The following is a 26965-nucleotide window of genomic DNA, read 5'->3' as shown; positions in this document are numbered from 1 at the left end:
AGCGGTCTTTGAAAGAAGGTATTCTTTCTCTTACGCTTTGTTTCTGGGTTTAAAACAGAATACTAACAATTAAACTTAGAAACACGTATGAAGAAAAGATTTTTACAAATGGTAAAGAAGCGGGTACTTTCCTTGCGGTTGTTCCCGCTTTTGGTATGTTTAGGCTTTTTGATCCCAACAGTGGGCTGGGGGCAAGCAGGGACTCCAGAGGGTGTTTGGACGGATTATGCCGCCAGTAGTTTTGCCGGAGGTGCCGGAACAGAAGATGAACCGTATCAGATCGCCACTGCGGAGCAGCTTGCCAAGCTATCCAAAGACGTCAGCGAAGGAACTTCGTATCAAGGGAACTATTTTATTCTGACAGCTGACATTGATTTGAGCGCCTACCGTTGGGTTCCTATCGGAATTTACAAATGGATGTCTAACGGTACTTCTATCGAGAAAAGTTTTTGGGGCTATCTTGACGGAAGTAATAAGACCATTAGCGGAATGGTTGTAGATGAAAGAGGAGATCAGAACAGTGCGGGTTTTTTTGGAAGTATCAGAAATGGACAAGCAGGAAACATAGTGGGGGCAAAAGATCTAACTATTTCTGGTGCGACTGTTTATTTGAGCGAAGACGGACTGATGGAGTGTAGTGGTGGTATCTTGGGAGGTGATATTATAGGAAATGAAAACTCCATGGTTGTGTTTGAAAATATTCGCGTGTCCGGTTCTGTTGAAGTAAACAGTACCTATGGTAACAACAAAATCGGTGGTATGCTCGGATATGCAAGCTGGGTAAAAGCGATAAACTGTCATGCAGAGAATGTTTCTATTTCCGGTGCAAGCAACAGCGGTGGTTTTGTAGGGAATGACAACGGTTCTGTTTTTGAAAATTGCACTACATCGGGTACGGTATCCGGCAGATGGGGGTTAGGCGGATTTGTGGGATATACAACTAGCACTGTTTTAAATGAAGCTGTCGGTGTTTCTACCTATACCAATTGTTCTGCTGATGTAGATGTGAGCGGAAATGATTGGAGGCTGGGAGGTTTTGTCGGCTATGCAGAATATGGCGAGTTCAATAACTGTGTTGCCTACGGAGATGTGGATAGCAGCGTTGACGGATGGGATCCGAAAGTCGGCGGCTTTATGGGCGAAGACAACAGTGATGTAATCACAACTGCCTGTCATGCGGCGGGTACTGTAACCTCTGCATCTTCTGATTATGAGGCTGGCGGTTTTATCGGCGCTTATTCCGGAGGTACTCTTACGGACTGTTCCTTTGACAAAGAAAAGAATCCTGGCTTGAACGCCGCAGGAGAAGGAAATCTTGATTCTGGTGTAACAGGAGAAGAAAGCTCTGTGGTGCTGGGAAACATCTGTGAAGATTATTACGGTAGTCATCAGTTGACCAAGACAGAAAAGAAAGCTGCCACGTGTATCGAGGATGGTAACATTGAATATTGGACTTGCGAAAGGTGCGGTAAGCATTTCAGTGATGCTGAGGGTAAGAATGAAATCACGGAAGTGGCAATTTCTGCCCTTGGCCACAACTGGGGCGAACCTGTTTACACATGGAGCGATGACAACACGACTTGCACAGCTAAGCGGGTATGTAAAAATGACGCATCGCATACCGAGACTGCGACTGCGACCGTGACAAGCGAGCAAACCAAAGCCCCTACTTGTACTGAAATGGGCGAAATGACCTATACAGCGACATTCACTGAGGAATGGGTCGTGGAGCAGACAAAGACGGAGGGTATTCCTGCCACTGGGCACCACTATGTGAATGGCTATTGTACGGAGTGCGGTCATCGTGATCCCAATTATGTAGATCCCATCAGCTATTACAACATCTATGTAGAAGACGTGTGCGACGGGGTGGAAGTCACCACCAGCAAGAATGTGGTGCGCGAAGGCGGTTCTATCAGCCTTTATGTCGAGAAAGACACAGCCAACTATACCTTCGATAACTTCAAAGTCTATTACAAACGCAGCTACTATGGCTATTGGGAAGAATTGAAGGAAGGCACGCAACCTGGCGAATATTCTATTAATAATATCTGGACCCACATCTACATCAAGGCCCAGGGAGCTGAAGAAAAGGAAGACCCGACAGGAATCGAATCTATTGAGGGCGTGAAGGTCTATACGAAGGATGGAAGTCTCTATGTCCAGACCCCGCAGCGCGAGCAAGTCATCATCGTCAGCATGAGCGGCGCGGTAGTGATGAACGAAGAGCAGATAGGCCTGAAGCAATACCACGGCCTGCAACCCGGCATCTACATCGTGCGGGTAGGAGACAAGGCGTACAAACTACGATTGAATTGACAATTGATAATTGACGATTGACAGACAATAAATATTAGGCACGGAATTCACGGAAAACACGGTTTAAAATAAATATTTACCTTGTTAATCCGCGAAATCCGTGCCTATTTATTAATTTTCAATTTTCATTGATTTGTATGAATTTATATATTCGTCTGTTCTTACTGAATCTGTTTTCTGATTTTGAATGTTCGACTTTTTGTAGAAAGGCTGGCATGAATTTAGGAAAAGGTAGGCATGATTTTGTGTTTTTTTGTACCTTTGTTCCCTATTAATGAAATAGAAGCGGATGAAGGTCTTTCCTGAAACGCATTTTTGTTGGATAATCGAAAAATAGATATTTATATGTTTGACAATCTGAGTGAACGCCTCGAGCGTTCGTTTAAGTTGCTGAAAGGTGAGGGTAAAATCACCGAAATCAATGTTGCGGAAACATTAAAGGATGTACGTCGTGCGTTATTGGATGCCGATGTTAATTATAAGGTTGCCAAGACGTTTACGGATAAAGTAAAGGAAAAGGCTTTAGGACAGAATGTGCTGACTTCGGTTAAACCAAGCCAGCTGATGGTAAAGATCGTCCATGATGAACTGGCTCAGTTGATGGGTGGAACTACTGCAGAACTGAATCTGGAAGGCCGTCCGGCTGTTATCCTGATGTCGGGTTTGCAAGGTTCAGGTAAAACCACATTCTCAGGCAAGCTGGCCAATATGTTGAAGACCAAGAAAAACAAGAAACCGTTGCTGGTTGCCTGCGACGTTTACCGTCCGGCAGCTATCGAGCAGTTACGGGTGCTGGGAGAACAAATTGGTGTACCGGTTTATCTGGAAGAAGAAAATAAGAATCCGGTTGAAATTGCCCAGCATGCCATTGTGGAAGCAAAGGCTAAAGGCAATGACCTGGTGATTGTCGATACAGCCGGTCGTCTGGCTATCGACGAGCAGATGATGAAGGAAATCGCCGCAATCAAGGCTGCTATCAATCCGAATGAAACTTTGTTTGTTGTGGATGCTATGACCGGTCAGGATGCTGTCAATACAGCGAAGGAATTCAATGATCGGTTAGACTTCGACGGCGTTGTCTTGACTAAGTTAGATGGTGATACTCGTGGAGGTGCGGCATTGTCTATCCGTACAGTTGTAGACAAACCGATTAAATTCGTCGGAACCGGTGAAAAGATGGATGCGCTGGATATATTCCATCCTGAACGTATGGCCGATCGTATCTTGGGAATGGGTGATATCGTTTCGTTGGTAGAACGTGCCCAGGAACAATATGATGAAGAAGAGGCTAAGCGTCTGCAGAAGAAAATCGCCAAGAATCAGTTTGACTTCAATGATTTTATTGCCCAGATCCAGCAGATCAAGAAGATGGGTAACCTGAAAGAACTGGCATCCATGATTCCGGGTGTTGGAAAAGCCCTGAAAGATGTGGATATCGATGATAATGCATTCAAGAGTATTGAAGCGATTATCTATTCAATGACTCCTGAAGAACGGAAAAACCCGGCTATCCTGAATGGTTCGCGCCGTCAGCGTATTGCCAAAGGTAGTGGTACTTCCATCCAGGAAGTAAATAAATTGCTGAAGCAGTTTGACGAGACTCGCAAGATGATGCGTATGCTGACCAATGCGAAGTCTGGAAATATGAAACTCCCGAAAATGCCGGGATTTGGATTCAGAAGATAAATTAATCAGATATCATGGAATATAAATTGTTAGACGGAAAGGCTACTGCTGCCCAGATGAAGCAGGAGATGGCCGAAGAAGTGGCCCGCATCAAGGCAGAAGGTGGCAAAGTACCGCATTTGGCTGCGATTCTGGTAGGACATGATGGCGGGAGCGAGACGTATGTGGCCAGCAAAGTGAAGACTTGTGGTGAGATTGGCTTCAAGTCAACCTTGATCCGTTACGAAGCGGATGTAACGGAGGAAGAATTACTTCGTAAGGTGGATGAACTGAATAATGATCCGGATATAGATGGTTTTATTGTCCAGTTACCTTTGCCGAAACATATTTCTGAACAGAAGGTGATCGAAGCTATTGATTACCGCAAGGATGTGGACGGTTTCCATCCGATCAATGTCGGACGTATGTCGATTGGTCTGCCTTGCTTCGTTTCAGCTACACCGGCCGGTATTTTGGAGTTGCTGAAGCGTTATCATATTGAAACCCAAGGAAAGCATTGTGTCGTATTAGGACGTAGTAATATTGTAGGCAAGCCGATGGCTTCGCTGATGATGCAGAAGGCTTATCCTGGTGATTGTACGGTAACGGTTTGCCACAGCCGCTCGAAGAATCTGAAAGAGATGTGTCTGCAGGCAGATATTATCATCGTAGCTTTGGGTGTTCCTGAATTCCTGAAGGGCGATATGGTGAAAGAAGGAGTAGTGGTTGTGGATGTTGGTACAACACGTGTGCCTGATCCAACCCGTAAGAGTGGTTTCCGTCTTTGCGGAGATGTGAAATTCGATGAAGTCGCTCCAAAATGTTCGTATATTAGTCCGGTTCCGGGCGGAGTAGGACCGATGACGATTATTTCACTGATGCGAAACACCTTGCTGGCAGGAAAAAAAGAGATTTATAAGTAAATACGAGCTGTAGTAAGTTTTAATCGGTGATTTTTCTGTGTAAAGAGAGTATGGAAAGATTGCCGATTAAAACTTTTTCATGTATTGGTTACCATGAAAATATAAATCTAAGTTGATTTTAACAATGAAAGGCAAAACGCTCTTCTCTAAATTGCAAAAGCACAAAGAGAAAATTCTCCGCCAGATCGAATACAGGCGTTTGAGGCGTGTACGGCGGAAGAAAACTCCCCAATATACCTATTGTAAGAATTGCGGAACCAAACTGGACGGCATGTATTGTTACCAGTGCGGGCAATACGCCTTGGATATCGAGCAACCCTTTTGGAAATACATCCTTCAATACTTCGAGAATGTTTATCAATTCGACAGCAAGGTTTGGCTTACCTTATATTATCTCTTTACCCGTCCCGGTTTTCTGACGCGTGAGTTCAATGCTGGTAAGATCAATTCTTATGTGCATCCGTTGCGTTTGTTCATGTTTCTGTCGTGCTTGTTTTTCCTGTTTTTCTTTGCCTTGATCCCCAGTTCGCTGGATAGTATAAATTGGTCTGTCGAAGGAGAAGTAGGAGAACCATCTGAAGTATCTGCCGGTGATGTGATTACTCAGATGGAATTATCAGAAGATGTAATAGATTTCTGGTATGACGATTTGAGTGCTGAGGATCGTGCCGCTGCTGTAGATACCACCATTTATTTCTGTGGAGATTCGGTCATGCAGAAGACGATGCGACGCGTAAGCAAGCCGTTGCCGTCAGAATTGGGTGATACCTTGCGTTTTTCGGTTCCGAAAATCCTGCTGGAGAAAGGATATCTGTTACCGATAACGGCTGAAGATAGCGTATATGCTTTGGCTGAAGACGAGACTTATTTCGGTTCAGAACCAGATGAGGTGAAAAAAGAACTGAATAAGATCGAGACAGAGATGAACTTCGGCGCTTTTGTGTCGTGGTACTCAACTTATCTGCCTATTATCCTGCTGCTCTTGATTCCGGTCTTTGCCCTTTTGCTGAAGCTGTTCTTCCGAAAAGAGAAAATGACTTATATGAAACATTATGCCTTTGCCCTGCATTTGCATTCCGTGCTATTGTTGCTGGTAGCGGTAAATCTGTTGTGGGCTTATTATGTCAAGACTCCTTATACGAAGGAAGTATCACTCGGTCTGATGAATCTTTTCCTGTTGTATATGTGGATTGCTATTCATCAGGTTTATGAACAGACCGGTTGGGTGAAAGCATTCATAAAAACGGGTTTGCTTTATGTGCTTTATATGGTAATTTTAGGCAGTGTGTTTATCGGTACTTTAGTTTGGTGTGCCGTCCATCTGTTCCATGTGGATTTTACAGAGTATATGTAAAGGGAGGAAAGTGAAATGAAGTTAGCTATTTGGAAAGAGAAAATCCGGAAGCGGAAAGAGGCATTGTCCCGTCAGATTGAATACCGTCGCCTGAAACGTGTCCGTCGGAAACGGACTCCGGCTTATTCCTATTGTAAGAACTGCGGAAAGAAACTGAAAGGAATGTATTGTTCGCAATGTGGCCAGTATGCGTTGGATATCGAGCAACCTTTCTGGAAATACCTGCAGCAATACGTTGAGAATGTCTATCAGTTCGACAGTAAAGTCTGGCTCACCTTATATTATTTATTCCGTCGTCCGGGCTTCTTGACCCGCGAGTTTAATGCCGGAAAGATTAATTCGTATGTGCATCCGTTGCGCCTGTTCATGTTCTTATCTTGTTTGTTCTTCATCTTTGCCTTTTCGCTGCTCGATGACTGGAAAGAGATGCAGACACATACCGAGAAAATGGCAGAATGGGAGATCCTGAAAAATGCGGAAGAAGCGGGAAATAGGACTTCGTATGAAACCGTTATGGCTCAGTCTGGTCTGGAAGATACGATTATCTGGACTGTAACAGATACGGCTATGCTGTCAGTATATAAGCCTGTGCTCCGTACATTGGAATCTCCTTATAAGGATACGTTTCGGATACAGTTGGCCCAAGTGGTTTTTCAGGAAGACTTTCAGGCCTGGGAGAAATCGGACACCATTTTTGTGTTGGAAAAAGATTCGCTTCACCAGGCACGTGTTGATGTAGCCAAGCAACAAAAGCGGGAGCTGAAAGATCTGCGCTCGGAATGGAAATACAACCGTCTGGTTTCCTGGTATTCCTCTAATTGGCCATTGATTGCCTTACTTCTGATTCCGGTCTTTGCCCTGCTGTTGAAGTTGTCTTTCCGAAAAGAGAAGTTAGGCTACATGTCACATTTGGTATTTGCCTTGCATCTGCATTCGGTATTGCTGATTATTATGGCGGTCATGCTATTCCTTTGGTGGTTAGGTTGTCATTGGGGAACACTCTATGGGCTTTTATGGATTTACTTCCTGGTATATAGCATCATGGCTGTTCGCCGGGTTTATTCACGGAGCAGTTGGGGCAAAGCTGTCCTTAAGACATTTCTGCTTTATGGCAGTTATGGGATTGTCTGGCTTACCGTGTTTATTTTGTCTTTGGTTTGGATTTCGGAGCATGTATTAGAATAAAAAATACGCGAAATATTTGCAGAATTAAAAAATATACTTACCTTTGCACCGTCTTAAAGAAACAGCGTCTGCTGAAGACCAATATGGTGAATGTAGCTCAGTTGGTTAGAGCATTGGATTGTGGTTCCAAGGGTCGTGGGTTCGAGCCCCATCTTTCACCCCGCAGGCGGCGAGGTTCATTTAAGATTAATATGGTGAATGTAGCTCAGTTGGTTAGAGCATTGGATTGTGGTTCCAAGGGTCGTGGGTTCGAGCCCCATCTTTCACCCTGCAATAAAAAGGATCTTCAGCTGAAGATCCTTTTTTTGTTTGTATCAGTTTGTCCGCTTTCTGTTGCCTTCCTTTATCTTTTCTTAATTTTCCTCTTTTCGCTCGAGCTGTCATTCGGTTTATTTGGTTAATTCATCCGCTTTTTCTAATTTTAGCCCTGATAATGAAAATCGATAAATATTTAATACCGAATAAAGATGACAGTAGTAGATAGATTTCTAAAATATGTAACTTTTGCCACCCAGTCGGATGAAGAAACAGGTGTGACGCCGAGTACTTCCGGACAACGTGTGTTTGCAGAAGCACTGGTAAAAGAACTGGAAACTCTGGGCCTGGAAGACATTTCACTGGACGATAATTGTTATTTGATGGCAACTTTACCGTCGAATATGGGAAATAATGAAGTGCCGACAATTGGTTTTATTTCTCATTTGGATACAAGTCCTGATATGTCGGGCGAAGGGGTTAAACCACGGATCGTTGCATATGCAGGTGGCGACATCGTATTGAATGAAGCCGAGAATATTGTTCTTTCACCGCGTATGTTTCCGGAAATGGAACAATACATCGGACAGGACTTGATTGTTACCGACGGAACGACTTTATTAGGCGCCGATGATAAGGCCGGAGTGGCTGCCATTATCTCAGCCGTGGCTTATTTGAAGGAACATCCGGAGATCAAGCATGGCAAGATTCGGATTGGTTTTACGCCGGATGAAGAGATTGGTGCCGGAGCCGATCATTTTGATGTAGCAAAGTTCGGTTGTGAATTTGCCTATACGGTTGATGGAGGAGAAATCGGAGAGTTGGAATACGAGAACTTTAATGCGGCAGCAGCTAAAATAGTTTTCAGCGGACGGAATGTACATCCGGGAACAGCAAAAGACAAGATGGTGAATGCTTCTTTGCTGGCGGTCGAGTTTGCTTCGCAGTTGCCGGCCAACCAACGTCCGGAAACAACCGACGGTTATGAAGGATTTTTCCATCTGACTACGATGGTCGGTAGTGTGGAACAAGCCGTTTTGCAGTACATTGTCCGGGATCATTCCCGTGAGTTGTTCGAACAGAAGAAGCAGTTGTTGGAGCAGATCACCGCACAGCTGAATAAAAAGTATCCGGGCATGGTATCTTTGGAAATGCACGATCAGTATTATAACATGCGCGAAATCGTGGAACCGAAGAAATACATCGTAGATCTGGCTTCGGAAGCGATGGAAGCTGTCGGTGTGAAACCGCAGATCAAGCCGATTCGTGGCGGAACCGATGGCGCACGCCTGTCGTTTATGGGCTTGCCTTGTCCGAATCTGTTTACCGGAGGTCATAATTTCCACGGACGTTATGAATATATTCCTATTCCTTCTTTGCAGAAGAGCATGGAAACGGTTGTCAAGATTGCAGAATTGGTGGCAACGAAGTAATTTTGTAAACAATATTATCTATTAGAATAAATCTAAATCGTGAAAGAATGAAAACAACTCCTTTTACAGACGTGCATATTGCACTGGGTGCTAAGATGCATGAATTTGCAGGCTACAATATGCCGATTGAATATACAGGTATTATCGACGAACACATGACGGTTGTAAACGGTGTCGGTGTGTTTGACGTATCTCACATGGGTGAATTTTGGGTAAAAGGCCCGAATGCCTTGGCGTTTATTCAGTCGGTTACTTCCAACGATGCTTCTGTTCTTCCTATCGGTAAGGCACAATATACTTGTTTCCCGAACGAACAGGGCGGTATCGTTGATGATTTGCTGGTTTATCATTATGAGCCGGAGAAATATATGCTGGTAGTAAATGCGGCCAACATTGAAAAAGACTGGAACTGGTGTGTCAGCCATAATACAGTAGGCGCCGAATTGGAAAATGCCTCTGACAACATTGCTCAGTTGGCTATTCAGGGACCGAAGGCTTTGCAGGTATTGCAGCGTCTGACTCCGGTTGATTTGTCGGCTATTCCGTATTATGCCTTTACGACAGGTGAATTTGCCGGATGTAAGCAGGTGATCATTTCGAATACAGGTTATACTGGAGCTGGCGGCTTTGAGCTTTACTTCTATCCGAGTGATGCGATGACGATCTGGAATGCCATCTTTGAAGCTGGCAAGCCGGAAGGAATCAAGCCGATTGGTTTGGGTGCTCGTGATACACTTCGTCTGGAAATGGGCTTCTGCCTGTATGGCAATGACCTGGATGATACAACTTCTCCGATTGAAGCTGGTTTAGGCTGGATCACGAAGTTTGTCGATGGCAAGAACTTCACGAACCGGGCTGAACTGGAGCGTCAGAAGAAAGAAGGCGTTACCCGTAAGTTGTGTGCCTTTGAATTGGTAGACAAAGGTATTCCTCGTCATGGTTATCCCATCGTGGATGCTGAAGGCAAAGTCATTGGTACGGTTACTTCCGGAACGATGTCGCCGGTATTGAAGAAAGGTATCGGTATGGGATATGTTCAGACTGCTTATTCGAAGGTCGGTTCTGAGATTTATATTCAGGTTCGTAACCGTAACTTAAAGGCTCAGGTAGTGAAAGCTCCTTTCCGTAAATAATCAGTTTGACGATAAGATACGGTGAAAATAGGTAAACCAGGTTGTTAGATAGATCCTGTCTAAAGCCTGGTTTACTTGTTCTTGTATGTCATTGTCTGTAAAATCCTATTAATTGTTGTATCTATGAATAAGATTCGTTTTGGTGTCGTTGGTACGAATTTTATAACCGACTGGGTGATTGCCGGAGCAAAGCAGGACGAGCGCTTCGAACTGACGGCTGTTTGTTCTCGTACGCAGGAGAGAGCAAATGAGTTTGCGGCCAAGTATGATATTCCCTATACATTTACTTCGCTGGAAGAGATGGCGGCAAGTCCGCTGATCGACGCCGTTTATATTGCCACTCCGAATTATCTACATGCGGCTCAAAGTATCTTGTGCATGAAGCATGGGAAACATGTCTTGTGTGAAAAGCCGATGGCTTCGAATGCCTACGAAGTGAAACAGATGATCGCCGCTTCCCGCCAATATGGTGTTACTTTGATGGAAGCCATGAAACCGACTCTGACTCCAAACTTCCAGGTATTGCGTGAGGCGTTGCCGAAGGCTGGTGTGATCCGGCGTTACTTCGCTTCTTACTGCCAGTATTCTTCCCGTTATGATAAGTTTAAGGAAGGAATTGTTCTGAATGCCTTTAAACCTGAGTTGTCGAATGGAGCGATGATGGATATCGGCGTTTATACGGTCTATCCGATGGTGGTCTTGTTCGGTAGGCCGAAGAAGGTAAGTGCTTCGGGTGTTGTCCTTTCTACCGGAACCGACGGACAAGGTGCCGTGAACTTTGAATATGAAGGGATGAATGCAACGATTCTGTATTCGAAGATTGCCAATTCGTCTTTACCGACGGAAATAGAAGGGGAGGACGGGAATTTCATGCTGGATAAGATCAACCAGATCAGTCGCGTCACCTGGCAGGCCCGCCCGGTAGCTTCGTCGGGAAAAGGCCCGTTGACACCGGTTGAAGATATTTCGGCTGTAACGGACAAAGACGAGTATTATTATGAAGTGGCCGAGTTTATCAGTCTGGTGCAGGCCGGAAAGCTGGAATCAGAAATAAACAGTCACGAAAATTCCCTGATTACGATCGAGATTATCGACGAGGTTCGCCGTCAGTTAGGAATTGTATATCCGGCTGATCATACGAAGACCGTCTGATCAGCGGCGGATCAATACCGTTATTTTCAAGGCAAGGTCGAAGAAGACCATCTTGGGATTGACGTTTTGGGTGATGTGCAGCTCAGCTTTCGCCAGTTCGTCCATCATGTCAATGACATTGCGTTCGTTGACGTAAGGGGAGAACTTGACGGCGAAAGCCGCCTCATCCCGGTTCATGTAGTTCAGTTCGGGTGCCTGGAAACGATAGACAAAGTTTTCACGCACCAGCCGTTGGCAGTAAGCTAAGTAATTCTTTTGTTTTTCCCTTCCGATTGAGGCCAGTACATCGGCCTGTTCCTTCATGGCCTTTACATTACGGGCCCACGAGTTTCGCATCACGGTCTTGAATTGCTCGAGGAAGAATTGTGTTTCTTCGTTGACACTGATGGCTTCGACCGCCTTCAGAAAACTTCCGTTGGCTAAATGCGAGACATAGTGGGCATCTTCGGCTGACAGACCGTAGCGGCTTTGCATGGCTTTTGCCAAGTCTTCCGGCAGAATCCGCGGGATATTTATGCGCTGCGTACGCGACTGAATGGTTCCGAGAATCAGATCCGGCTGTTCTGATACCATCAGAATGATTGTATGAGCTGGCGGCTCTTCAATGATCTTCAGAAGTTTGTTGGCACAACTCAAGTGCAGCTTTTCCGGAAGCCAGACCAATAAGACCCGATATTCGGCTTCATAGATTTTCAGACTCAGTTTATGGATGATTTCATCGCTCTCTTTCGAGTAAATGAGGGCCTGCGAATTGCCGGCATCTATGAAGTCCAGCCATTGATCCAGGTTGAAATAGGTATGTTCGTGCAGAAAAGCCCGCCATTCCTGCAGGTAGTCGTCGCAGATTTCTTTTTTCTTCTCTTTCTTGGCTACGATCGGAAAGACAAAGTGCAGGTCGGGATGAGCCAGTTCATCGTATTTCAAGCATGACGGACAATGTCCGCAAGCGTCGGTATCCGTCCGGTTCGGGCAGTTCAGGTAACGGGCGTAAGCCAGTGCCAACGCAAAGGCCCCCGTTCCGCCTTGTTCGGTAAACAACTGGGCATGAGGCAATACTCCCGATTGTACCGTCTGTATCAAATGCTTCTTGATTTCCTCTTGTCCGATGATATCCTTGAAATACATATCTTCCCCGTTTTACAAATTCTTACCCATGCAGGCAAACAAAGGTACATTATTTTGTGGAGAATACCAAGCTTGTCTGTTCTTCCCGGCAGAAGACTAAGGCTTGTCTGCCGAGGCATTAGCAGCAAACTGACGACTTATTATCTTTCCTACAGCCGGAGGATGACTTTCCGACGATCGGAGGAAACTATTCCGCTGATCGAAGGATATCCTTCCTCCGACCGTCGGAATGATAATAAGTCGGATGCTTGTGATTAGTTTCCCGTTGGAAAAGAGTTAGTCTTTCGGAAGAAGACATAAAAAACGGGCTGATGGGAGAATGCCAATCAGTCCGGATTTATCTTATATAGAGAGGATTTGTTCTTGATGCCTTTATCGGAGGGAGAAGACCGTTTTTAGTTCCTGGAAATCGGTGATAACGACATCGGCGGTTTCTTTGCCGGTGTACGGATTCCAGCCGATACTTTTCAACCAGATCGTCTGACAACCTAAGGTCGTTGCCGGGACGATGTCTTTATCGTATGAATCGCCTATAACTACGATCTCATCGGCTTTTGCGTGCAAGGCGTCTATACCCAACTGGAAAATAGCCGGGTCCGGTTTTCGGATTCCTACGACAGCCGATTCAATGATCGTCTGAAAAAGATGATCCAGCCGGAAGTCTTTCAGGACGGATGCGATGTTTCCGTAGAAGTTCGATACCAGGACTAACGGATATCTTTGTGCCAATTGTTCCAGAATGGGGCGAGCCGTGTCGATATATTTCCGTGCATAGGCATAACTCCATCGGGCAATATCTTCCTTCTTCTGCGGAGAGGCGTTGGCAGGAGAGATGAATCCTTCATCTTTCAGCCATTCCAGTTGCAGGTCGATCTTGATACGCAGCATATCGAGGAACGTATGTTCGGGTTTGACCAGTGGATTTTTCCCCATCGTCCGTTCGCCGTAAACGAATGCGTTTCGGAAGTCGGCTTTCCCGACTGTTACTTTTTCTGCTTCATAAGCTTTCCAGATGACTTCAGCCCAGTGCAGGCCGTTGCTGTCGATGGTTCCTCCGTAATCGAAGATGATTCCTTTTATCTTATCTGTTGTAAGCATAACCATTCTTTTTTATCATGAGTTTGTTTGACAACGCTCTTTTAATTCTTGGGTAAACCCTTGGCAAATGTGTTCGTGACGCCTGATCATATAGACCAGCATCGCATTCAGAACGATGATCTCGAAAGTGAAGTAAAGCCACGGCATATCGATGAACAAGGAGACGAACAAAGCAATGACACGCGTATTAAACGACAGCATATTGGTATATTTCATGAGCGGCAGACTCTTTTCCCGGAAGGCTGTCCGAAACCATTCAGGAGCCTGGTCATGATAATCCTGACGAATGATCTGCATCATACGCTGGAACTTCGGTGTCAGCCGCTCCTGTCCGACGGTGTAATTGATATAGAAGGTTTCGAACAACTTGTAGATGAAGTCTTTTTTCCAGCTCATCTTTTTGTAGTTCTCTTTCAGAACAGGTGAATGAGACAGCTCGCTTCCGGCCTTTCCTTTCAGGAAGAGCAGATGAATGTTCCGGTAATAGTCGGCCATCGCCGCCTGTTTGCTGTGGAAGAAACCGGTTAACAAGGCGAAAATCCAGATCCAGATGCCCCATTGTGGTGTGAGTCGTGCACAAATAGCCGCATAAATGGAGATAAACCAGATATCGCCTGCTGTTCCATCCAAGATACGTCCGAGCGGAGTCTTCTTACCCGTCATTCGTGCCAGCTGACCGTCGGCGCTATCATACGAATTGGCCCAGATCAGCAGTAGCATACCTATGATATTCATCGTCAGGTTATGCGGATAAAAACAGATACCAGCTGCCGCTCCGATAAAGATACTGGCAATGGTAACAGTGTTGGGTGAGATACCCAATTTGTTGAAGAACAAAGCCCATCGGTATCCGATTGGCCGGTAAAAATGTATATCGATAAACTCCTCAGTATCCATCGACTTGAGTGTCGATTCGAGGGTCGGTTTTTGTTTTGTTTGGGTTGCCATGATTATATGATTTGTCTTCCGGTTTATTTCGTGATTAATTCGTAAATCCGACGGGCGATATAAGGCGCCGCTTCTTCCCGGCATGGGGCAAAGCTGGGCCAATCGTTGAAATCGATGATATGGATTTCTCCTTCTTCCGATATGATGCAGTCGCCTCCGTAGATATGGACGTTCAGAACGCGGGCTGCTTCATTACAGATTTGTTGCATATCGTCCTGACTGAACGGAATGCCATGGGCTGTCCCGTTGATGGTTTCCAATCCGAACTTACTGTAATGCCTGTTGGAAGGATAGAACCAGTAAAAGAAATCCGTTCCGGTAACTCCGTAAAATTTCACTAGGTCGCCTACAAGATGTTCGTTGATAACCACCGATGGAATCCCACGGATGGCATATTCTTTCAGTATGCTTTTAGCTTCTTCCCGGTTGCGTACATACGTTACATCTTCGCGATGGATCGCGTGGAAGTCGCCCCGTTTGATCCAGCAATGATCCAGTCCAGCTTCTTCAATTGCTTCAGTCGGATCTGCCTGAGTTGATAGGAATAAACTGGTAGGATGCGGAATATGATGGTCAAGCAGAAGGCGCGTCATCTTCTCGCGTGTACAGTTCTCAATCCCGTAACCCGAATTGATTACAATATGTCCCTGATCTTCCAGTTCCTGCAGTTTGTAAATCGATTTCCAGTCACGGACCATATTGAAGATGGCCTTCTCTTTCAGGTCATGCAATAATAAGTCTGATTCAATGTATTCGTTGACTTGGCAACCTGATTCCCTTAAGTGTTCTGCAGTCAGACTGAAGATGGCCGCATCGTTTCCGATATGGTTGGGCGAAAGACGGTTTCCCCGACGGATACCGGCAATGGTCATTTCCTCCATGTTTTTGTAATCTTTTATTTGGATGTTACAAACTGTTCGGCTTTTCGGATGTCGTCGGCATGATCAACATCAATGATTTTACTGAAAGGATACGCTTTGATCGCCAGTCCTTCTGCAATGAGTTGGCGCTGGTAGTTACGCATTCTCGACATGCCCTGCTCGATGCAGCGGGATAAAACCTGAATGGCCGGACGTCTCAGGCAATAGATTCCACCAGAGACATATTGAGGCGTTTCTGTCTGATCCAGAAATGCCTGGATGAACATGTTGCCGTCAGTTTTTACATGCAACGGCTTTTCGTCGTCGATATAATCGGTAACGGCCATCAGTCCGTCTAATTCCGAAGCTAATTGGAACTCACGAATATATTGGGAAAATTCATCTTCAAGGAAGATCGTATCAACCGTTGTGAGACAAAGTTCTTCTGTTCCAAAATGACGGCTTAATTCATAGAAACTGTGCATTGAACTGGGGGTCGACTTAATCAGCAGATGAAAAGGAACCGGCAGTTCCAGTCTTTTCAGATGTTCTTGAACTTCAGTCATCTCTTCATTGACAATGATGCGGATTGAAGATGCATCATTCTTCAAGAATATGTTGATTAGTCTGTCGATTAGAGGTATGCCGTTTAACCGGACAAGCGGTTTGGGCCATTTAATACCTTCTTGTACTAAGCGAGAACCTTCGCCAGCAGCTATAATTGCATAATCCATAACTTTCCTTTTAACGTAAAAAAAGACCAAAATCATAGATAGTTACTATCTGAATTTTGGCCGACTTGAAGTTTTACAAAGGTATGTCAATTTATTAATATGCCGGAACAGTTTTATGGAACTTAAATGGTTCGTTTGGTAGTTTTATTGTTCAAAAAGGAGAATAAAGGTTGTTTTGTCCCTTATTCCCCTTTTCTGAATATCTCTTGTAACAGACTGTTTATCCTAAAATAGGTGTCACATATTTAGCCAGCAAGTAGCCACCGCCAAGTAACCAGATATACAACAGGGCTGCCAGCAGGAAGGGTTTGGCTCCGGCCTTCTTGAATTTCTCGATGCTGGTTTCAGTTCCGAGTGCCGTCATAGCCATCGTCAGCATAAATGTATCAATGTTATTGATGGTCGTAACAACCGGAGTCGGCAGCAGATCCAATGAATTGAAACCGATAACTGCCAGGAAACCGAAGGCAAACCAGGGAATGGTGATCTTGCGTCGTTCGTTGGTTGCCTTGCCTGCATTGCTGACTGCTTTAACAGCCGTACGGGCCAGCATGAAACTCATCACTACCAATACCGGCGCCAACATCATGACACGGATCATTTTTACAATGATGGCTGCATCAGAGATTTCTTTTCCCATCGCGTTTCCTGCACCTACTACGTGTGCTACTTCGTGTAAGGTAGAACCGGTGTAAATACCCATCTGTTCAGGAGTCAGGTCGATGATGCCGGCACGATATAAGGCCGGATAGATAAACATAGAGATGGTACCGAAGATAACTACGGTAGATACAGCAACGGCCGTTTTATGTGCTTCGCTTTTGACTACGGGTTCGGCACCGAGGACAGCTGCTGCTCCACAAATGGCACTACCGGTTGATGTCAGCAAGGCCAGGTCTTTATCCATTTTTAATACGCGGCCCAGGAAGATTCCCAACAGGATTGTAGCGATAACGATGATGGAATCAATCAGGATCGCCGGCAGACCGATGGCCAGGACACTTTGGAAAGTCAGTTTAAATCCGTAGAGTACGATACCGGCACGCAGGATTTGTTTGGTACAAAACTGAATACCCGGAACCCAAGTCTCCGGTAAATGGTTTCGCAGGCTGTTAGCATACAGCATACCCAAGATGATACCTACGATCAGTGGACTGAAAGAAAGATTCTTGATGAAATCAAATTCTGCAATGTAGAATGCTGAGCAGGAGAATAGGGCGATCAGCAAAATTCCGTGAAGTACGTTTCCTCTTTTTTCGCTAAACATATCTTTTTACTTTTATGATGTTACTTGTTTTCGGGAGACAAAGGTACAGTAACTTATTCATAAAAGCGAACGGTAAATTTTTATAGCTTATAACTTCAGGTTATATCACGTGGCGTTACGGAGGACAAAGCGGATAAAGTTCTCGTCTAATCCGCTGTTCCGTCCTAAAGGCCGTACAAAACTGAATTCGCGTTCCATCTTTAAGTCCGGAACATCAATGACTTTAAAATCTCCGGCTACGATTTCACGGGCTACGGAACGGATGGATACAACACTGAGGGTATCTGAATTGGCCAGGAATAATTTGATGCTTTCCGTACTTCCTAACTGGATTAGGATATTCAGCTGTGATAATTTTATTTTATGATCAGACAGAACTGATTCCAAAACCTGCAAGGTACCGGAACCGTTTTCCCGCAATACAAAGGGAAGTGAACGGAATTGGTCGAGCGTAAGCTTGTCGTGGATAGCCAAAGAAGAAGAGGTATGCGTAATCACAACGAGCTCGTCTTTCATAAACGGTTCGTAGTGCAGGGTATTTAAATGAGCACAGCCTTCCACGAGTCCTACATCTATTTTTCCTTCAGTTAGGGCGCGCTCGATGTCATTGCTGTTCCCGTTTAAAAGAGACAGCTTGATGTCTGGGAATTTCTTCATGAATTTAGCCAACAACGGAGGCAATACGTACTGCGAAATCGTAGTACTGGCTCCTAAACGGAGTTCTCCGGAAAAATGATTGGTCAGCAGATTCATTTCGAAGTTCAACTGCCGGTAAGCTGCCAACAGCGACTGGGCATGCGAGAGCAGTAATTCTCCCGCACGCGTCAGTTGTATTTTGTTTCCATTACGTTCAAACAAAGGTGTCTCAAAACGTTGCTCCAGTTCCCGGATATGCTTGCTGATAGCCGGCTGACTGATGAACAGCTCATGCGAAGCCTTGGTAAAGCTCAGATTGGTAGCTACACTGTAAAACACCTTTAATCGGAAGTCCATGGTAATTTGTTTTTAGAGTTCGCGTCCTTTATACATCCGTTCGTAATATTGCATATAATCGCCTCCGGTGATATCTTCCACCCATGCCTGGTTTTCCAGATACCAGCGGATAGTCTTGACAATACCTGTCTCGAAGCTGGTTTCCGGAAGCCAACCCAGTTCTCTCTGGATTTTGGAAGGATCAATGGCATATCGCTGGTCATGTCCCAAGCGGTCTTTGACGAATGTGATCAGGTCATCATTGATCCAGTCAATAGAAAGCTGTCCGTCTGCACCCATTTCCTTTTTCTTCAGTACATTCCGATATTGAGGTTCCTCTTCCATTAACTGGCGGATGGTACGAATAGTCAATTTAACAATTTCCAGGTTGGTCTTCTCGTTGTGTCCGCCTACATTATAAACTTCACCGGCTTTGCCTTTATGGATCACCAGATCGATGGCTTTACAATGGTCTTCTACATACAGCCAGTCGCGGACATTCGAACCGTCTCCATAAACCGGCAGTTTCTTTCCTTCCAGAATATTCTTGATAATAAGCGGAATCAGTTTTTCAGGGAAATGATAAGGACCGTAATTGTTGGAGCAGCGTGTAATGCTGACTGGCATTTTGTAGGTATCGGCATAAGCCTGTACAAACAAATCTGCGCTCGTCTTGGAAGCACTGTACGGACTATGCGGATTAAGAGGTGTCGTTTCCGTAAAATATCCGGTAGCACCTAAGCTGCCATATACTTCATCGGTAGAAACCTGGTGGAAACGAACATCGGTACGCCATGTCGGATATCCGGTCGCATCCTTGCCTGTTGTCCAGGCTTGGCGGGCAGCATCCAGCAGATTCTGTGTACCTAAGATATTGGTTTGCAGGAAGAGCTGCGGATTCTCAATACTACGGTCTACATGACTTTCAGCGGCAAAATTGACTACATAATTAAATGCGTATTTGGCAAACAGCTGATCAGCCAATTCGCGGTCGCAGATATTTCCTTTGACAAAAAAGCAACGCTTGTTGTCGATGTCGCTGGCAATGGTTCCTAAATTGCCGGCATACGTTAACAAATCAAGTACAACAATTTGGATATCGTCGTACTTAGCCAGCATATATTTGATAAAGTTGGCACCGATAAAACCGGCGGCACCTGTCACTAAATAAGTCTTCATCTGGATTGTTTCTTAAAAGGTGAAATTAATATCGGCGTCTTTCAGCCACGGAGCTTTCATGTCTTTTTCTGAAAGATTGACTTCCTCAGGTGATTGAATTCCCCAGTTAATCTGAATGTCGGGGTCATCATACCGGATGCTTCTCTCTACCGATGGCGTATATGGATTATCCACTTTGTATGTAAAGATGGCTTCATCGCTCAAGACATGGAATCCGTGGGCAAAACCCTGTGGAATAAAAAGCTGACGTTTGTTTTCGTCTGACAGCTCTACGGCTACGTGTTTACCAAATGTTGGAGATCCTTTTCGGATATCGACAGCTACATCCAGCACACATCCTTTAATGACGCGTACCAGTTTGGCCTGTGAATAAGGAGCCTGCTGATAATGCAGTCCGCGTAATACACCTTTAGATGAGCAGGATTCATTATCCTGTATAAAGCGGGTAGGACCAATATGCGCGTCAAATTCTTCTTGTTTGAATGCTTCCATAAAATAACCGCGGGCGTCTTTGAATACTTTCGGTTCAATGATCCACACGCCTGGAATTTCCGTTTCTGTATAAGTCATGATTCTTTTTATCCATTAAAAATATACGATTGCAAATTAACTCTTTTTTTTCTACTTATTCAAATAATCGGGTTAGTATAATGCTTTTATCAGTTCAGAACCGTTGAGCCTGCAAAATGCTAAAAGCTACAAAAAGAGCGTAGAATGAGTCAGTAGATAAAAATATCAAGGAAAAATTTGGCAGATTCAAAACAATTTCGTTCCTTTGCAATCGCAAAAGAAAAACAACAGGGTTGTTGGTGATTTGGTTCCTTGGATGAGTGGCTTAGTCAGCGGTCTGCAAAACCGTTTACGGCGGTTCGAATCCGCCAGGAACCTCCAGTTTGAGGTGATAGTCTTTTGTGTAAATTAAAATATAATTGGTTCCTTGGATGAGTGGCTTAGTCAGCGGTCTGCAAAACCGTTTACGGCGGTTCGAATCCGCCAGGAACCTCTAAGAAAAGATCTTGTTACAGGATGAAGTAGCAAGATCTTTTTTTATATTTGCCAGTACTGAATCCTGTTTAAATCATTGCTTATGAAAAATCTGCTTCTTTTATTTTGTGCTTGCTTCAGCATAAGTGCCTGTGGCTTTTCTAAAAGTAATCCGATGGATACGATTGATAACCATACAGTACAGTCGTTAGATCTGAATCGTTTTATGGGGCGCTGGTATGAAATAGCCCGTTATGATCATCGTTTTGAGAAGGAAATGACTCATGTTTCGGCAACATATTCTTTGCGGGAAGATGGAAAAATAGAAGTACTGAATGAAGGTTGGAAGGACGGAGAACTGAAACAGATCAAGGGAAAAGCCAAGCAACCTGATCCGAATGATCCCGGAAAACTGAAAGTATCGTTTTTCCTTTGGTTCTATGCCGATTATTATGTGTTGGAAATAGATCCCGACTATCAATATGTATTGATTGGGAGCAGTTCGGATAAATATCTTTGGATTATGAGCCGCAACAAGACAATACCCGATACGCTCCGGGATGAATTGCTCCGTAAATTACAAGCCAGAGGTTATGATACCGATCGCCTGGTTTTTGTTGACCAGCAAACTGCGAAGTAAAATCTAACGGGATTTGAAAGTAATTCTCGTGAGAATCGAAAACGAAACTCACGAGAATTATTTTTAGGTCTCATGGCTTATCCAGGAAAGTAATAAAGAGTTGTATTATCCGTGTAGCTGTATTATCTTTGTTCGTAGGATACAAATAAGAAAATGTAATTATGTTAGCTTATACTTATTTGGAGCAAGGCAGATTTGCCTTGTGTGAGAAGCCGAAGCCTCAAATACAAGATAGCCGGGATGCCTTGGTCCGTGTTACGTTGGGAAGTATTTGTACCAGCGATTTACACATCAAACATGGAAGCGTTCCGCGGGCTGTTCCAGGCATTACGGTTGGACATGAAATGGTCGGTGTCGTGGAACAAGTAGGTTCGGATGTGGTTTCGGTAAAACCGGGTGACCGGGTAACGGTAAATGTCGAGACATTCTGCGGTCATTGTTTCTTTTGTCGTCATGGTTATGTCAATAACTGTGAGGATCCGAACGGGGGCTGGGCATTGGGTTGCCGTATTGATGGCGGACAAGCTGAATATGTTCGGGTGCCGTATGCCGATCAGGGCCTGAATCGTATTCCGGATAAAGTAACTGATGAACAGGCTTTGTTTGTAGGTGATATCTTAGCCACTGGATTTTGGGCTGCCCGTATTTCGGAAATCAAACCGGAAGATACGGTTCTGATCATCGGAGCAGGACCAACGGGTATCTGTACGCTGCTTTGTGTGATGTTGAAACATCCGCGCCGGATTATCGTTTGTGAGAAATCGGAAGAACGCATTCGTTTTGTGCAGGAACATTATCCGGAGGTACTTGTTGTTGAACCAGACAATTGTCAGTCGTTTGTTGGTGAGCAAAGTGAGCATGGAGGAGCCGATGTGGTGATTGAAGTAGCCGGATCTGATGATTCTTTTACGTTGGCGTGGAAATGTGCCCGACCGAATGCCATAGTAACGGTCGTTGCCTTGTACGATCGTCCACAGGTATTACCGTTGCCAGACATGTATGGAAAGAATCTTACCTTCAAGACCGGCGGAGTTGACGGATGCGATTGTGCGGAAATCCTGCGTTTGATCGCGGAAGGGAAGATAGATACAACACCTTTAATTACGCATCGTTTTCCGTTGCGTGAAATAGAAGAAGCCTATCACATCTTTGAGAATCGGAAAGATGGCGTAATCAAGGTGGCAATCGAAGGATGTTGAAAATATATATAACCAGAAAAAGAAAGGAGAAATAGAGATGAGAACGAATTTTGGTGTTAAAACATGGTTGTATCCTATGCCGGTTTTCATCGTGGCAGCTTATAATGAAGAAGGAAAACCTAATGCCATGAATGCAGCCTGGGGTGGTATTTATACGGACGATATGGTGTGTCTCTGTCTGGCTAAAGAGCATCAGACGACACATAATATTCTTACATCTAAGGCCTTTACAATAAGTATGGCGACAGCTGATCAGGTAAAGGCCTGTGATTATGTGGGTCTCGTATCGGGTAAGAAAGAACCGGATAAAGTAATGAAAGCGGGTTTTCATACGACGAAGGCTGAATTTGTCAATGCTCCGGTAATAAACGAGTTACCTATGACTCTGGAATGTGAGCTGGTGTCGTATGATCCCGAAACTTGCCATTTGGTAGGACGTATTGTCAATGTATCGGCAGACGACTCAATCTTGTCTGAAGATGGAAAGATTGATCCGTCTAAACTGAAACCAATTACTTATGATCCGATTCATCATCATTATCTGGTGATTGGAGAGAAGGTTGGAAATGCATTTTCGGAAGGAAAATCTTTGAAGTAATGAATCCTATGCCTGTAGAAACAAAACTGCAGGCATATTTTGTAATAGGCATATAATAAGATGAAACCGAATATTCTTTTGATGAATTTCACGCATGTGTACGAACAGGAGCGTTTTATTCGGAATCAGCGTTTCCAGTGGCTTGATTGTACAGACTTAAATGGTACGGATTGCTATTGCGATGAAGAAGCCGCCTTGAAACTAAGGCAACGAATGGATCCATTTGCTCCAGATGGTATTCATTTCATTGATTCCGGGAATTATCATTATGTCAGTAAGTTCTGGACCGACAAAATCAAACAGCCTTTTTCCTTGGTTGTCTTTGATCATCATCCGGATATGCAGCCTTCCTTATTTGAAGAAATGCTTTCATGTGGTTCATGGGTAAAGGAGGTTATTGATACGAATCTTTTTCTTCAGAAGGTATTGATTGTCGGGGCAGACGAACGTCTTATACAGGCCATACCTGAGGCTTATTCTTCTCGGGTAAAGTGTTACAGCGAGGCAAGCTTCTCCCACGAAGAAACATGGCGTAACTTTTCACGAGAGCATGTTAACGAGCCCGTTTACGTTTCTGTTGATAAAGATATACTGAATAAGAAAGCCGCTGTTACGAATTGGGATCAAGGAAAGTTTTCATTAGCAGAATTGGAGCAGCTGCTGGCTATTATCTTCCGGCAGGAAAAGGTTATCGGCGTTGATGTCTGTGGAGAAACATCTTATTCGTTAGATCTTTTTGAAGTACAGCATGATTTGCAGATAGATGGGGAAGCAAACCGGGAGCTGTTAAACTGGTTTTTGTCGCAAACAGACCATTAACATTCAAGTCAGGAATTATGAACTTTATAGCAAAATAAACTTATTTTCCTTTTTCTAAATTTGTCTTTAATGTCAAGACGATCGGTAGCTTATGGAAGAGTTGAAGGTACATAATTATTCAAATGTTTTTATAGCCAGTTATTTTACTGATAACTGTGAGTGTTCACATGCAAATAGTGAACATACTCTGTTATATCTTTGCTCTGGAGAATTGGAAATAGATCAATATGGTAAGAAAAGTATATTACATCAGAATGAATGTGCTTTTATGCGCCGTGATAATCGGATGTTACTGCAGAAACGAGTAAAAGAAGGAGTTCCTTATCGTTCGGTAGTACTCAAATTTTCCAGGGATTTTTTGCGGATGTTTTATCAGAAACTGGATAAAAACAAGCTTCCTCGATATGCACAACGAGACAAAAGCAGTTTATATATGTTACCGGCTGGACGCCCCGACATTAAAAGCTTGTTTGAATCAATTTTACCTTATTTTGATTCAACAGTACAACCTGCTGAAGAAGTTCTGCAGCTCAAAATGGTGGAAGGTTTGTATATATTATTGAATACCGACATAAACTTATATGCTTCCTTATTTGATTTTGTAGATCCATGGAAAATAGATCTCATGGATTTTATGGAACATAACTACATGAATGATCTTTCTTTGGAAGAAATGGCCGGTTATACGGGCAGAAGTCTTTCGACATTCAAGAGAGACTTTAAGAAGTATAGTAATCTTTCTCCTCAAAAATGGATTATCAAGCGCAGGCTGGAAGCCGCTTATGAGCAATTAAGTAGCAAGAAAAAGAAAGTATCGGAAGTGTGCATGGATGTAGGCTTTAAGAATTTATCTCATTTTTCCCGTATCTATAAAGAAATGTATGGCCTTACTCCAACTGAAATGTTGGTAGAATAAATGGTTCTTGTTTTTGTTGAAAACATCATTCTTTCATTTGGGCTTCAGAGAAAAATCATTTGAACTTTACAGAAAAGTTGTTAACGTATATCACTTGTATTTTTGTTCTCGAAAAATCAATTAAATGAATAGAAGATGGGAACAACAGAAACAAAAGTAGCACTTGTAACGGGTTCTGCGATGGGTATAGGATTGGCTTGTGCGAAGGCTTTTGCACAGGCTGGTTATACAACAGTCCTGGCAGATATTAAAGAACCTTCTGAGCAGGCTTTAGAATTGAAAGAGAAAGGCTTTCTTGCCGAATCTTATTGTTGTGATGTCTCGGATGTGCAGGCCGTTAAGGAAATGTTAGATTGGGTTTCAACTCGTTATGGACGATTAGATGCAGCTTTAAACAATGCGGGCATACAAACACCGCAACGTCCGATGGCAGAAATAACTGATGAGGAATTTGAACGCACTGTCGCTGTCGATTTGAAAGGTGTATGGAATTGTATGCGTTATGAAATTCAACTGATGCTGAAACAAAATGAAGGAGCCATTGTCAATACATCTTCGCAAGGAGGAGTAACCGGATTTCCTGGTCAGGCGGCTTATATAGCTTGTAAACATGCGGTAATAGGCTTGACACGTACAGCTGCCATTGATTATGCAGCTAAAGGAATACGGATTAATGCTATATGTCCCGGAGTAATTCTTACTCCGATGGCCGAAGAATTAATACGTCGCAATCCTTCTCTAAAACAGGAATTGTTGCGGGATATTCCAGCTGGACGAATGGGACGACCGGAAGAAATCGCAAATGCAGTTTTATGGTTATGCAGTCCGCAGGCAAGTTTCGTAGATGGACATGCCCTTTTGGTTGATGGTGCATTTTCTATACATTAATTAAACTGAAAGCCATATGAATCGCCGGGGATTTTTACAGACATCTATGACTTTGGGAGCAGCATGGAGTATTTCTTCAGCAAATGAGCAAATACAGGCAATAACACCATCTGCTGTCTCATTGAATCACGTTGAAAGTAAGGAAAATATTTCTGTTTCTACTCATCGTGTATTAGGTTCTGGAGAAAATGCGTTAGAAGTTTCAGCTTTAGGATTAGGGTTGATGGGTATGACTTATAACCGGAGTCAGCATCCGGATAAGAATCAATGTATCCGTCTGATACATCAAGCTGTAGATCGTGGAGTCACTCTTTTTGATACAGCTATTATTTATGGTCCTCTTAACAATGAGTTGTTAGCTGGAGAAGCACTTGCACCTTTTAAAGGACAAGTGAATGTGACGACAAAATTTGGTCATGAAGTGATTGACGGAAAAGCAACTGGACGGCAGGATAGTCGTCCAGCTACTATTCGGCGGTTCTGTGAAGACTCATTGAAACGCCTGCGTATAGACTGTATTTCTTTGTTTTATCAACATCGTTTTGATCCGACGGTGCCTGTAGAAGATGTGGCTGGAACAATCTCGGACTTGATAAAAGAAGGAAAAGTATTGCATTGGGGTATGTGTGAAGTGAGTGCGGATACGATTCGGAAGGCTCATGCTGTTTGTCCGCTGACCGCCATTCAAAGTGAATACCATCTGATGCATCGGTTGGTTGAAGAAAATGGAGTATTGGATGTGTGTCAGGAATTAGGAATTGGTTTCGTTCCTTACAGTCCGCTGAATCGGGGATTTTTAGGTGGGTGTATTAATGAATATACCCGTTTCGATACTCAGAATGATAATCGTCAGACGCTTCCTCGTTTTACTCCGGAAGCCATTCGGTCCAATTTAAGAATTGTGAATGAGTTACAGCAATTCGGACGGACGCGAGGCATGACTTCTTCGCAAGTAGCTTTGGGCTGGTTATTGCAAAAATCACCATCGGTTGTACCAATTCCGGGAACTACTAAATTAGCTCATTTAGAAGAAAATCTTCGTACATTGGATTTTGAACTACGGCCTGAAGAATGGATGGATTTGGAAAATACAGTGGCAACGATACCTATAATAGGTGATCGTTATAATAAGGAACAGCAGAAACAAGTCGGTTTCTAAATAAAATGGACTGAAAGAAACCAACTGGATTATTTGATTACTTCCTCGATTCATTATACATTTGCAGGACATAAGAAAAAGGAGCGTTTTGTAATCCTCATCGGAGGGCGAGATAGGAGCCGGATAAGATGACTGGGTAAAACCAATCAGCTTATCCGGC

General features: G+C 43.9%; 24 protein-coding genes and 4 tRNA genes. 19 read left to right on the top strand and 9 right to left on the bottom strand.

Annotation, left to right across the window (positions count from 1 at the left end):
* The first annotated feature begins 87 nt into the window (after positions 1-87).
* The 10 genes from NEE14_RS05460 to NEE14_RS05415 all read left to right on the top strand — a co-directional run bounded on the left by NEE14_RS05460 (position 88) and on the right by NEE14_RS05415 (position 11419).
* Positions 88-2319 carry a hypothetical protein gene (locus tag NEE14_RS05460; protein ID WP_251966886.1) on the top strand — a complete coding sequence of 744 codons (2232 nt, stop codon included), beginning with the start codon at positions 88-90 and terminating at the stop codon, positions 2317-2319.
* Positions 2320-2664: 345 nt separating this feature from the next.
* Entirely contained in the window at positions 2665-4005 is a 1341-nt protein-coding gene (ffh, locus tag NEE14_RS05455) for a signal recognition particle protein (RefSeq protein WP_251966885.1), read from the top strand.
* A 14-nt stretch (positions 4006-4019) separates the two neighbouring features.
* Positions 4020-4907, top strand: coding sequence for a bifunctional methylenetetrahydrofolate dehydrogenase/methenyltetrahydrofolate cyclohydrolase FolD (gene folD, locus NEE14_RS05450; RefSeq protein WP_251966884.1), 888 nt, complete (start codon positions 4020-4022; stop codon positions 4905-4907).
* 124 nt (positions 4908-5031) lie between these two features.
* Positions 5032-6261, top strand: a complete 1230-nt coding sequence (locus NEE14_RS05445; RefSeq protein WP_251966883.1) for a DUF3667 domain-containing protein — start codon at positions 5032-5034, stop codon at positions 6259-6261.
* A 15-nt stretch (positions 6262-6276) separates the two neighbouring features.
* Positions 6277-7446, top strand: a complete 1170-nt coding sequence (locus tag NEE14_RS05440) for a DUF3667 domain-containing protein (RefSeq protein WP_251966882.1) — start codon at positions 6277-6279, stop codon at positions 7444-7446.
* An 85-nt stretch (positions 7447-7531) separates the two neighbouring features.
* Positions 7532-7607: transfer RNA gene (locus tag NEE14_RS05435), tRNA-His, on the top strand.
* A 32-nt stretch (positions 7608-7639) separates the two neighbouring features.
* Positions 7640-7715: transfer RNA gene (locus NEE14_RS05430), tRNA-His, on the top strand.
* Between the two features lie 198 nt (positions 7716-7913).
* Positions 7914-9134, top strand: a complete 1221-nt coding sequence (gene pepT / locus NEE14_RS05425; protein ID WP_251966881.1) for a peptidase T — start codon at positions 7914-7916, stop codon at positions 9132-9134.
* Between the two features lie 47 nt (positions 9135-9181).
* Entirely contained in the window at positions 9182-10267 is a 1086-nt protein-coding gene (gene gcvT, locus NEE14_RS05420) for a glycine cleavage system aminomethyltransferase GcvT (RefSeq protein ID WP_251966880.1), read from the top strand.
* Between the two features lie 123 nt (positions 10268-10390).
* On the top strand, positions 10391-11419 hold the full coding sequence (locus NEE14_RS05415; RefSeq protein WP_251966879.1) for a Gfo/Idh/MocA family protein: 1029 nt from the start codon (positions 10391-10393) through the stop codon (positions 11417-11419).
* Here NEE14_RS05415 and NEE14_RS05410 read toward each other — a convergent pair whose 3' ends face one another.
* The 9 genes from NEE14_RS05410 to rfbC form a co-directional block, all read right to left on the bottom strand.
* On the bottom strand, positions 11420-12544 hold the full coding sequence (locus NEE14_RS05410; protein ID WP_251966878.1) for an ATP-binding protein: 1125 nt from the start codon (positions 12542-12544) through the stop codon (positions 11420-11422).
* 372 nt (positions 12545-12916) lie between these two features.
* The gene (locus tag NEE14_RS05405) at positions 12917-13642 is read right to left on the bottom strand and encodes an HAD family hydrolase (protein WP_251966877.1); all 726 of its coding nucleotides are present in this window, start codon (positions 13640-13642) and stop codon (positions 12917-12919) included.
* 15 nt (positions 13643-13657) lie between these two features.
* Entirely contained in the window at positions 13658-14590 is a 933-nt protein-coding gene (locus tag NEE14_RS05400) for a CDP-alcohol phosphatidyltransferase family protein (protein ID WP_251966876.1), read from the bottom strand.
* 23 nt (positions 14591-14613) lie between these two features.
* Positions 14614-15471, bottom strand: a complete 858-nt coding sequence (locus NEE14_RS05395) for a hypothetical protein (RefSeq protein ID WP_251966875.1) — start codon at positions 15469-15471, stop codon at positions 14614-14616.
* Positions 15472-15485: 14 nt separating this feature from the next.
* Positions 15486-16184: a nucleotidyltransferase family protein gene (locus tag NEE14_RS05390; protein WP_251966874.1), complete on the bottom strand. Its 699-nt coding sequence runs from the start codon at positions 16182-16184 to the stop codon at positions 15486-15488.
* Positions 16185-16404: 220 nt separating this feature from the next.
* Positions 16405-17451: a YeiH family protein gene (locus NEE14_RS05385; protein ID WP_251966873.1), complete on the bottom strand. Its 1047-nt coding sequence runs from the start codon at positions 17449-17451 to the stop codon at positions 16405-16407.
* Between the two features lie 105 nt (positions 17452-17556).
* Positions 17557-18444 (bottom strand): LysR family transcriptional regulator, encoded by an 888-nt coding sequence (locus NEE14_RS05380; protein ID WP_251966872.1) that lies wholly within the window; start codon positions 18442-18444, stop codon positions 17557-17559.
* A 12-nt stretch (positions 18445-18456) separates the two neighbouring features.
* Positions 18457-19602: a dTDP-glucose 4,6-dehydratase gene (gene rfbB, locus NEE14_RS05375; protein ID WP_251966871.1), complete on the bottom strand. Its 1146-nt coding sequence runs from the start codon at positions 19600-19602 to the stop codon at positions 18457-18459.
* Positions 19603-19614: 12 nt separating this feature from the next.
* Positions 19615-20172, bottom strand: a complete 558-nt coding sequence (gene rfbC / locus NEE14_RS05370) for a dTDP-4-dehydrorhamnose 3,5-epimerase (protein ID WP_251966870.1) — start codon at positions 20170-20172, stop codon at positions 19615-19617.
* A gap of 246 nt (positions 20173-20418) precedes the next feature.
* On the opposite strand from rfbC, the gene NEE14_RS05365 reads away from it, so the two are divergent.
* From NEE14_RS05365 to NEE14_RS05325, 9 genes are all read left to right on the top strand, one after another.
* Positions 20419-20493, top strand: a tRNA-Cys gene (locus NEE14_RS05365).
* Positions 20494-20533: 40 nt separating this feature from the next.
* Positions 20534-20605: transfer RNA gene (locus NEE14_RS05360), tRNA-Cys, on the top strand.
* 84 nt (positions 20606-20689) lie between these two features.
* Positions 20690-21226 (top strand): lipocalin family protein, encoded by a 537-nt coding sequence (locus NEE14_RS05355; protein ID WP_251966869.1) that lies wholly within the window; start codon positions 20690-20692, stop codon positions 21224-21226.
* Positions 21227-21387: 161 nt separating this feature from the next.
* The gene (locus NEE14_RS05350) at positions 21388-22425 is read left to right on the top strand and encodes an alcohol dehydrogenase (protein ID WP_251966868.1); all 1038 of its coding nucleotides are present in this window, start codon (positions 21388-21390) and stop codon (positions 22423-22425) included.
* 37 nt (positions 22426-22462) lie between these two features.
* Positions 22463-23023, top strand: coding sequence for a flavin reductase family protein (locus NEE14_RS05345; RefSeq protein ID WP_251966867.1), 561 nt, complete (start codon positions 22463-22465; stop codon positions 23021-23023).
* Positions 23024-23083: 60 nt separating this feature from the next.
* Positions 23084-23842 (top strand): arginase family protein, encoded by a 759-nt coding sequence (locus NEE14_RS05340; protein ID WP_251966866.1) that lies wholly within the window; start codon positions 23084-23086, stop codon positions 23840-23842.
* A gap of 91 nt (positions 23843-23933) precedes the next feature.
* Complete coding sequence (locus tag NEE14_RS05335; protein ID WP_251966865.1) at positions 23934-24758, top strand: helix-turn-helix domain-containing protein; 825 nt, start codon at positions 23934-23936, stop codon at positions 24756-24758.
* Between the two features lie 135 nt (positions 24759-24893).
* The gene (locus NEE14_RS05330) at positions 24894-25646 is read left to right on the top strand and encodes an SDR family NAD(P)-dependent oxidoreductase (RefSeq protein WP_251966864.1); all 753 of its coding nucleotides are present in this window, start codon (positions 24894-24896) and stop codon (positions 25644-25646) included.
* A 16-nt stretch (positions 25647-25662) separates the two neighbouring features.
* Complete coding sequence (locus NEE14_RS05325; RefSeq protein WP_251966863.1) at positions 25663-26805, top strand: aldo/keto reductase; 1143 nt, start codon at positions 25663-25665, stop codon at positions 26803-26805.
* Positions 26806-26965: the final 160 nt, after the last annotated feature.

It is taken from the genome of Parabacteroides sp. AD58 (assembly GCF_023744375.2).
GTDB lineage: Bacteria > Bacteroidota > Bacteroidia > Bacteroidales > Tannerellaceae > Parabacteroides > Parabacteroides absconsus.
The sequence above is the reverse complement of the archived record's forward strand: the minus strand, read 5'-3'. Positions and strand labels throughout refer to the sequence as shown.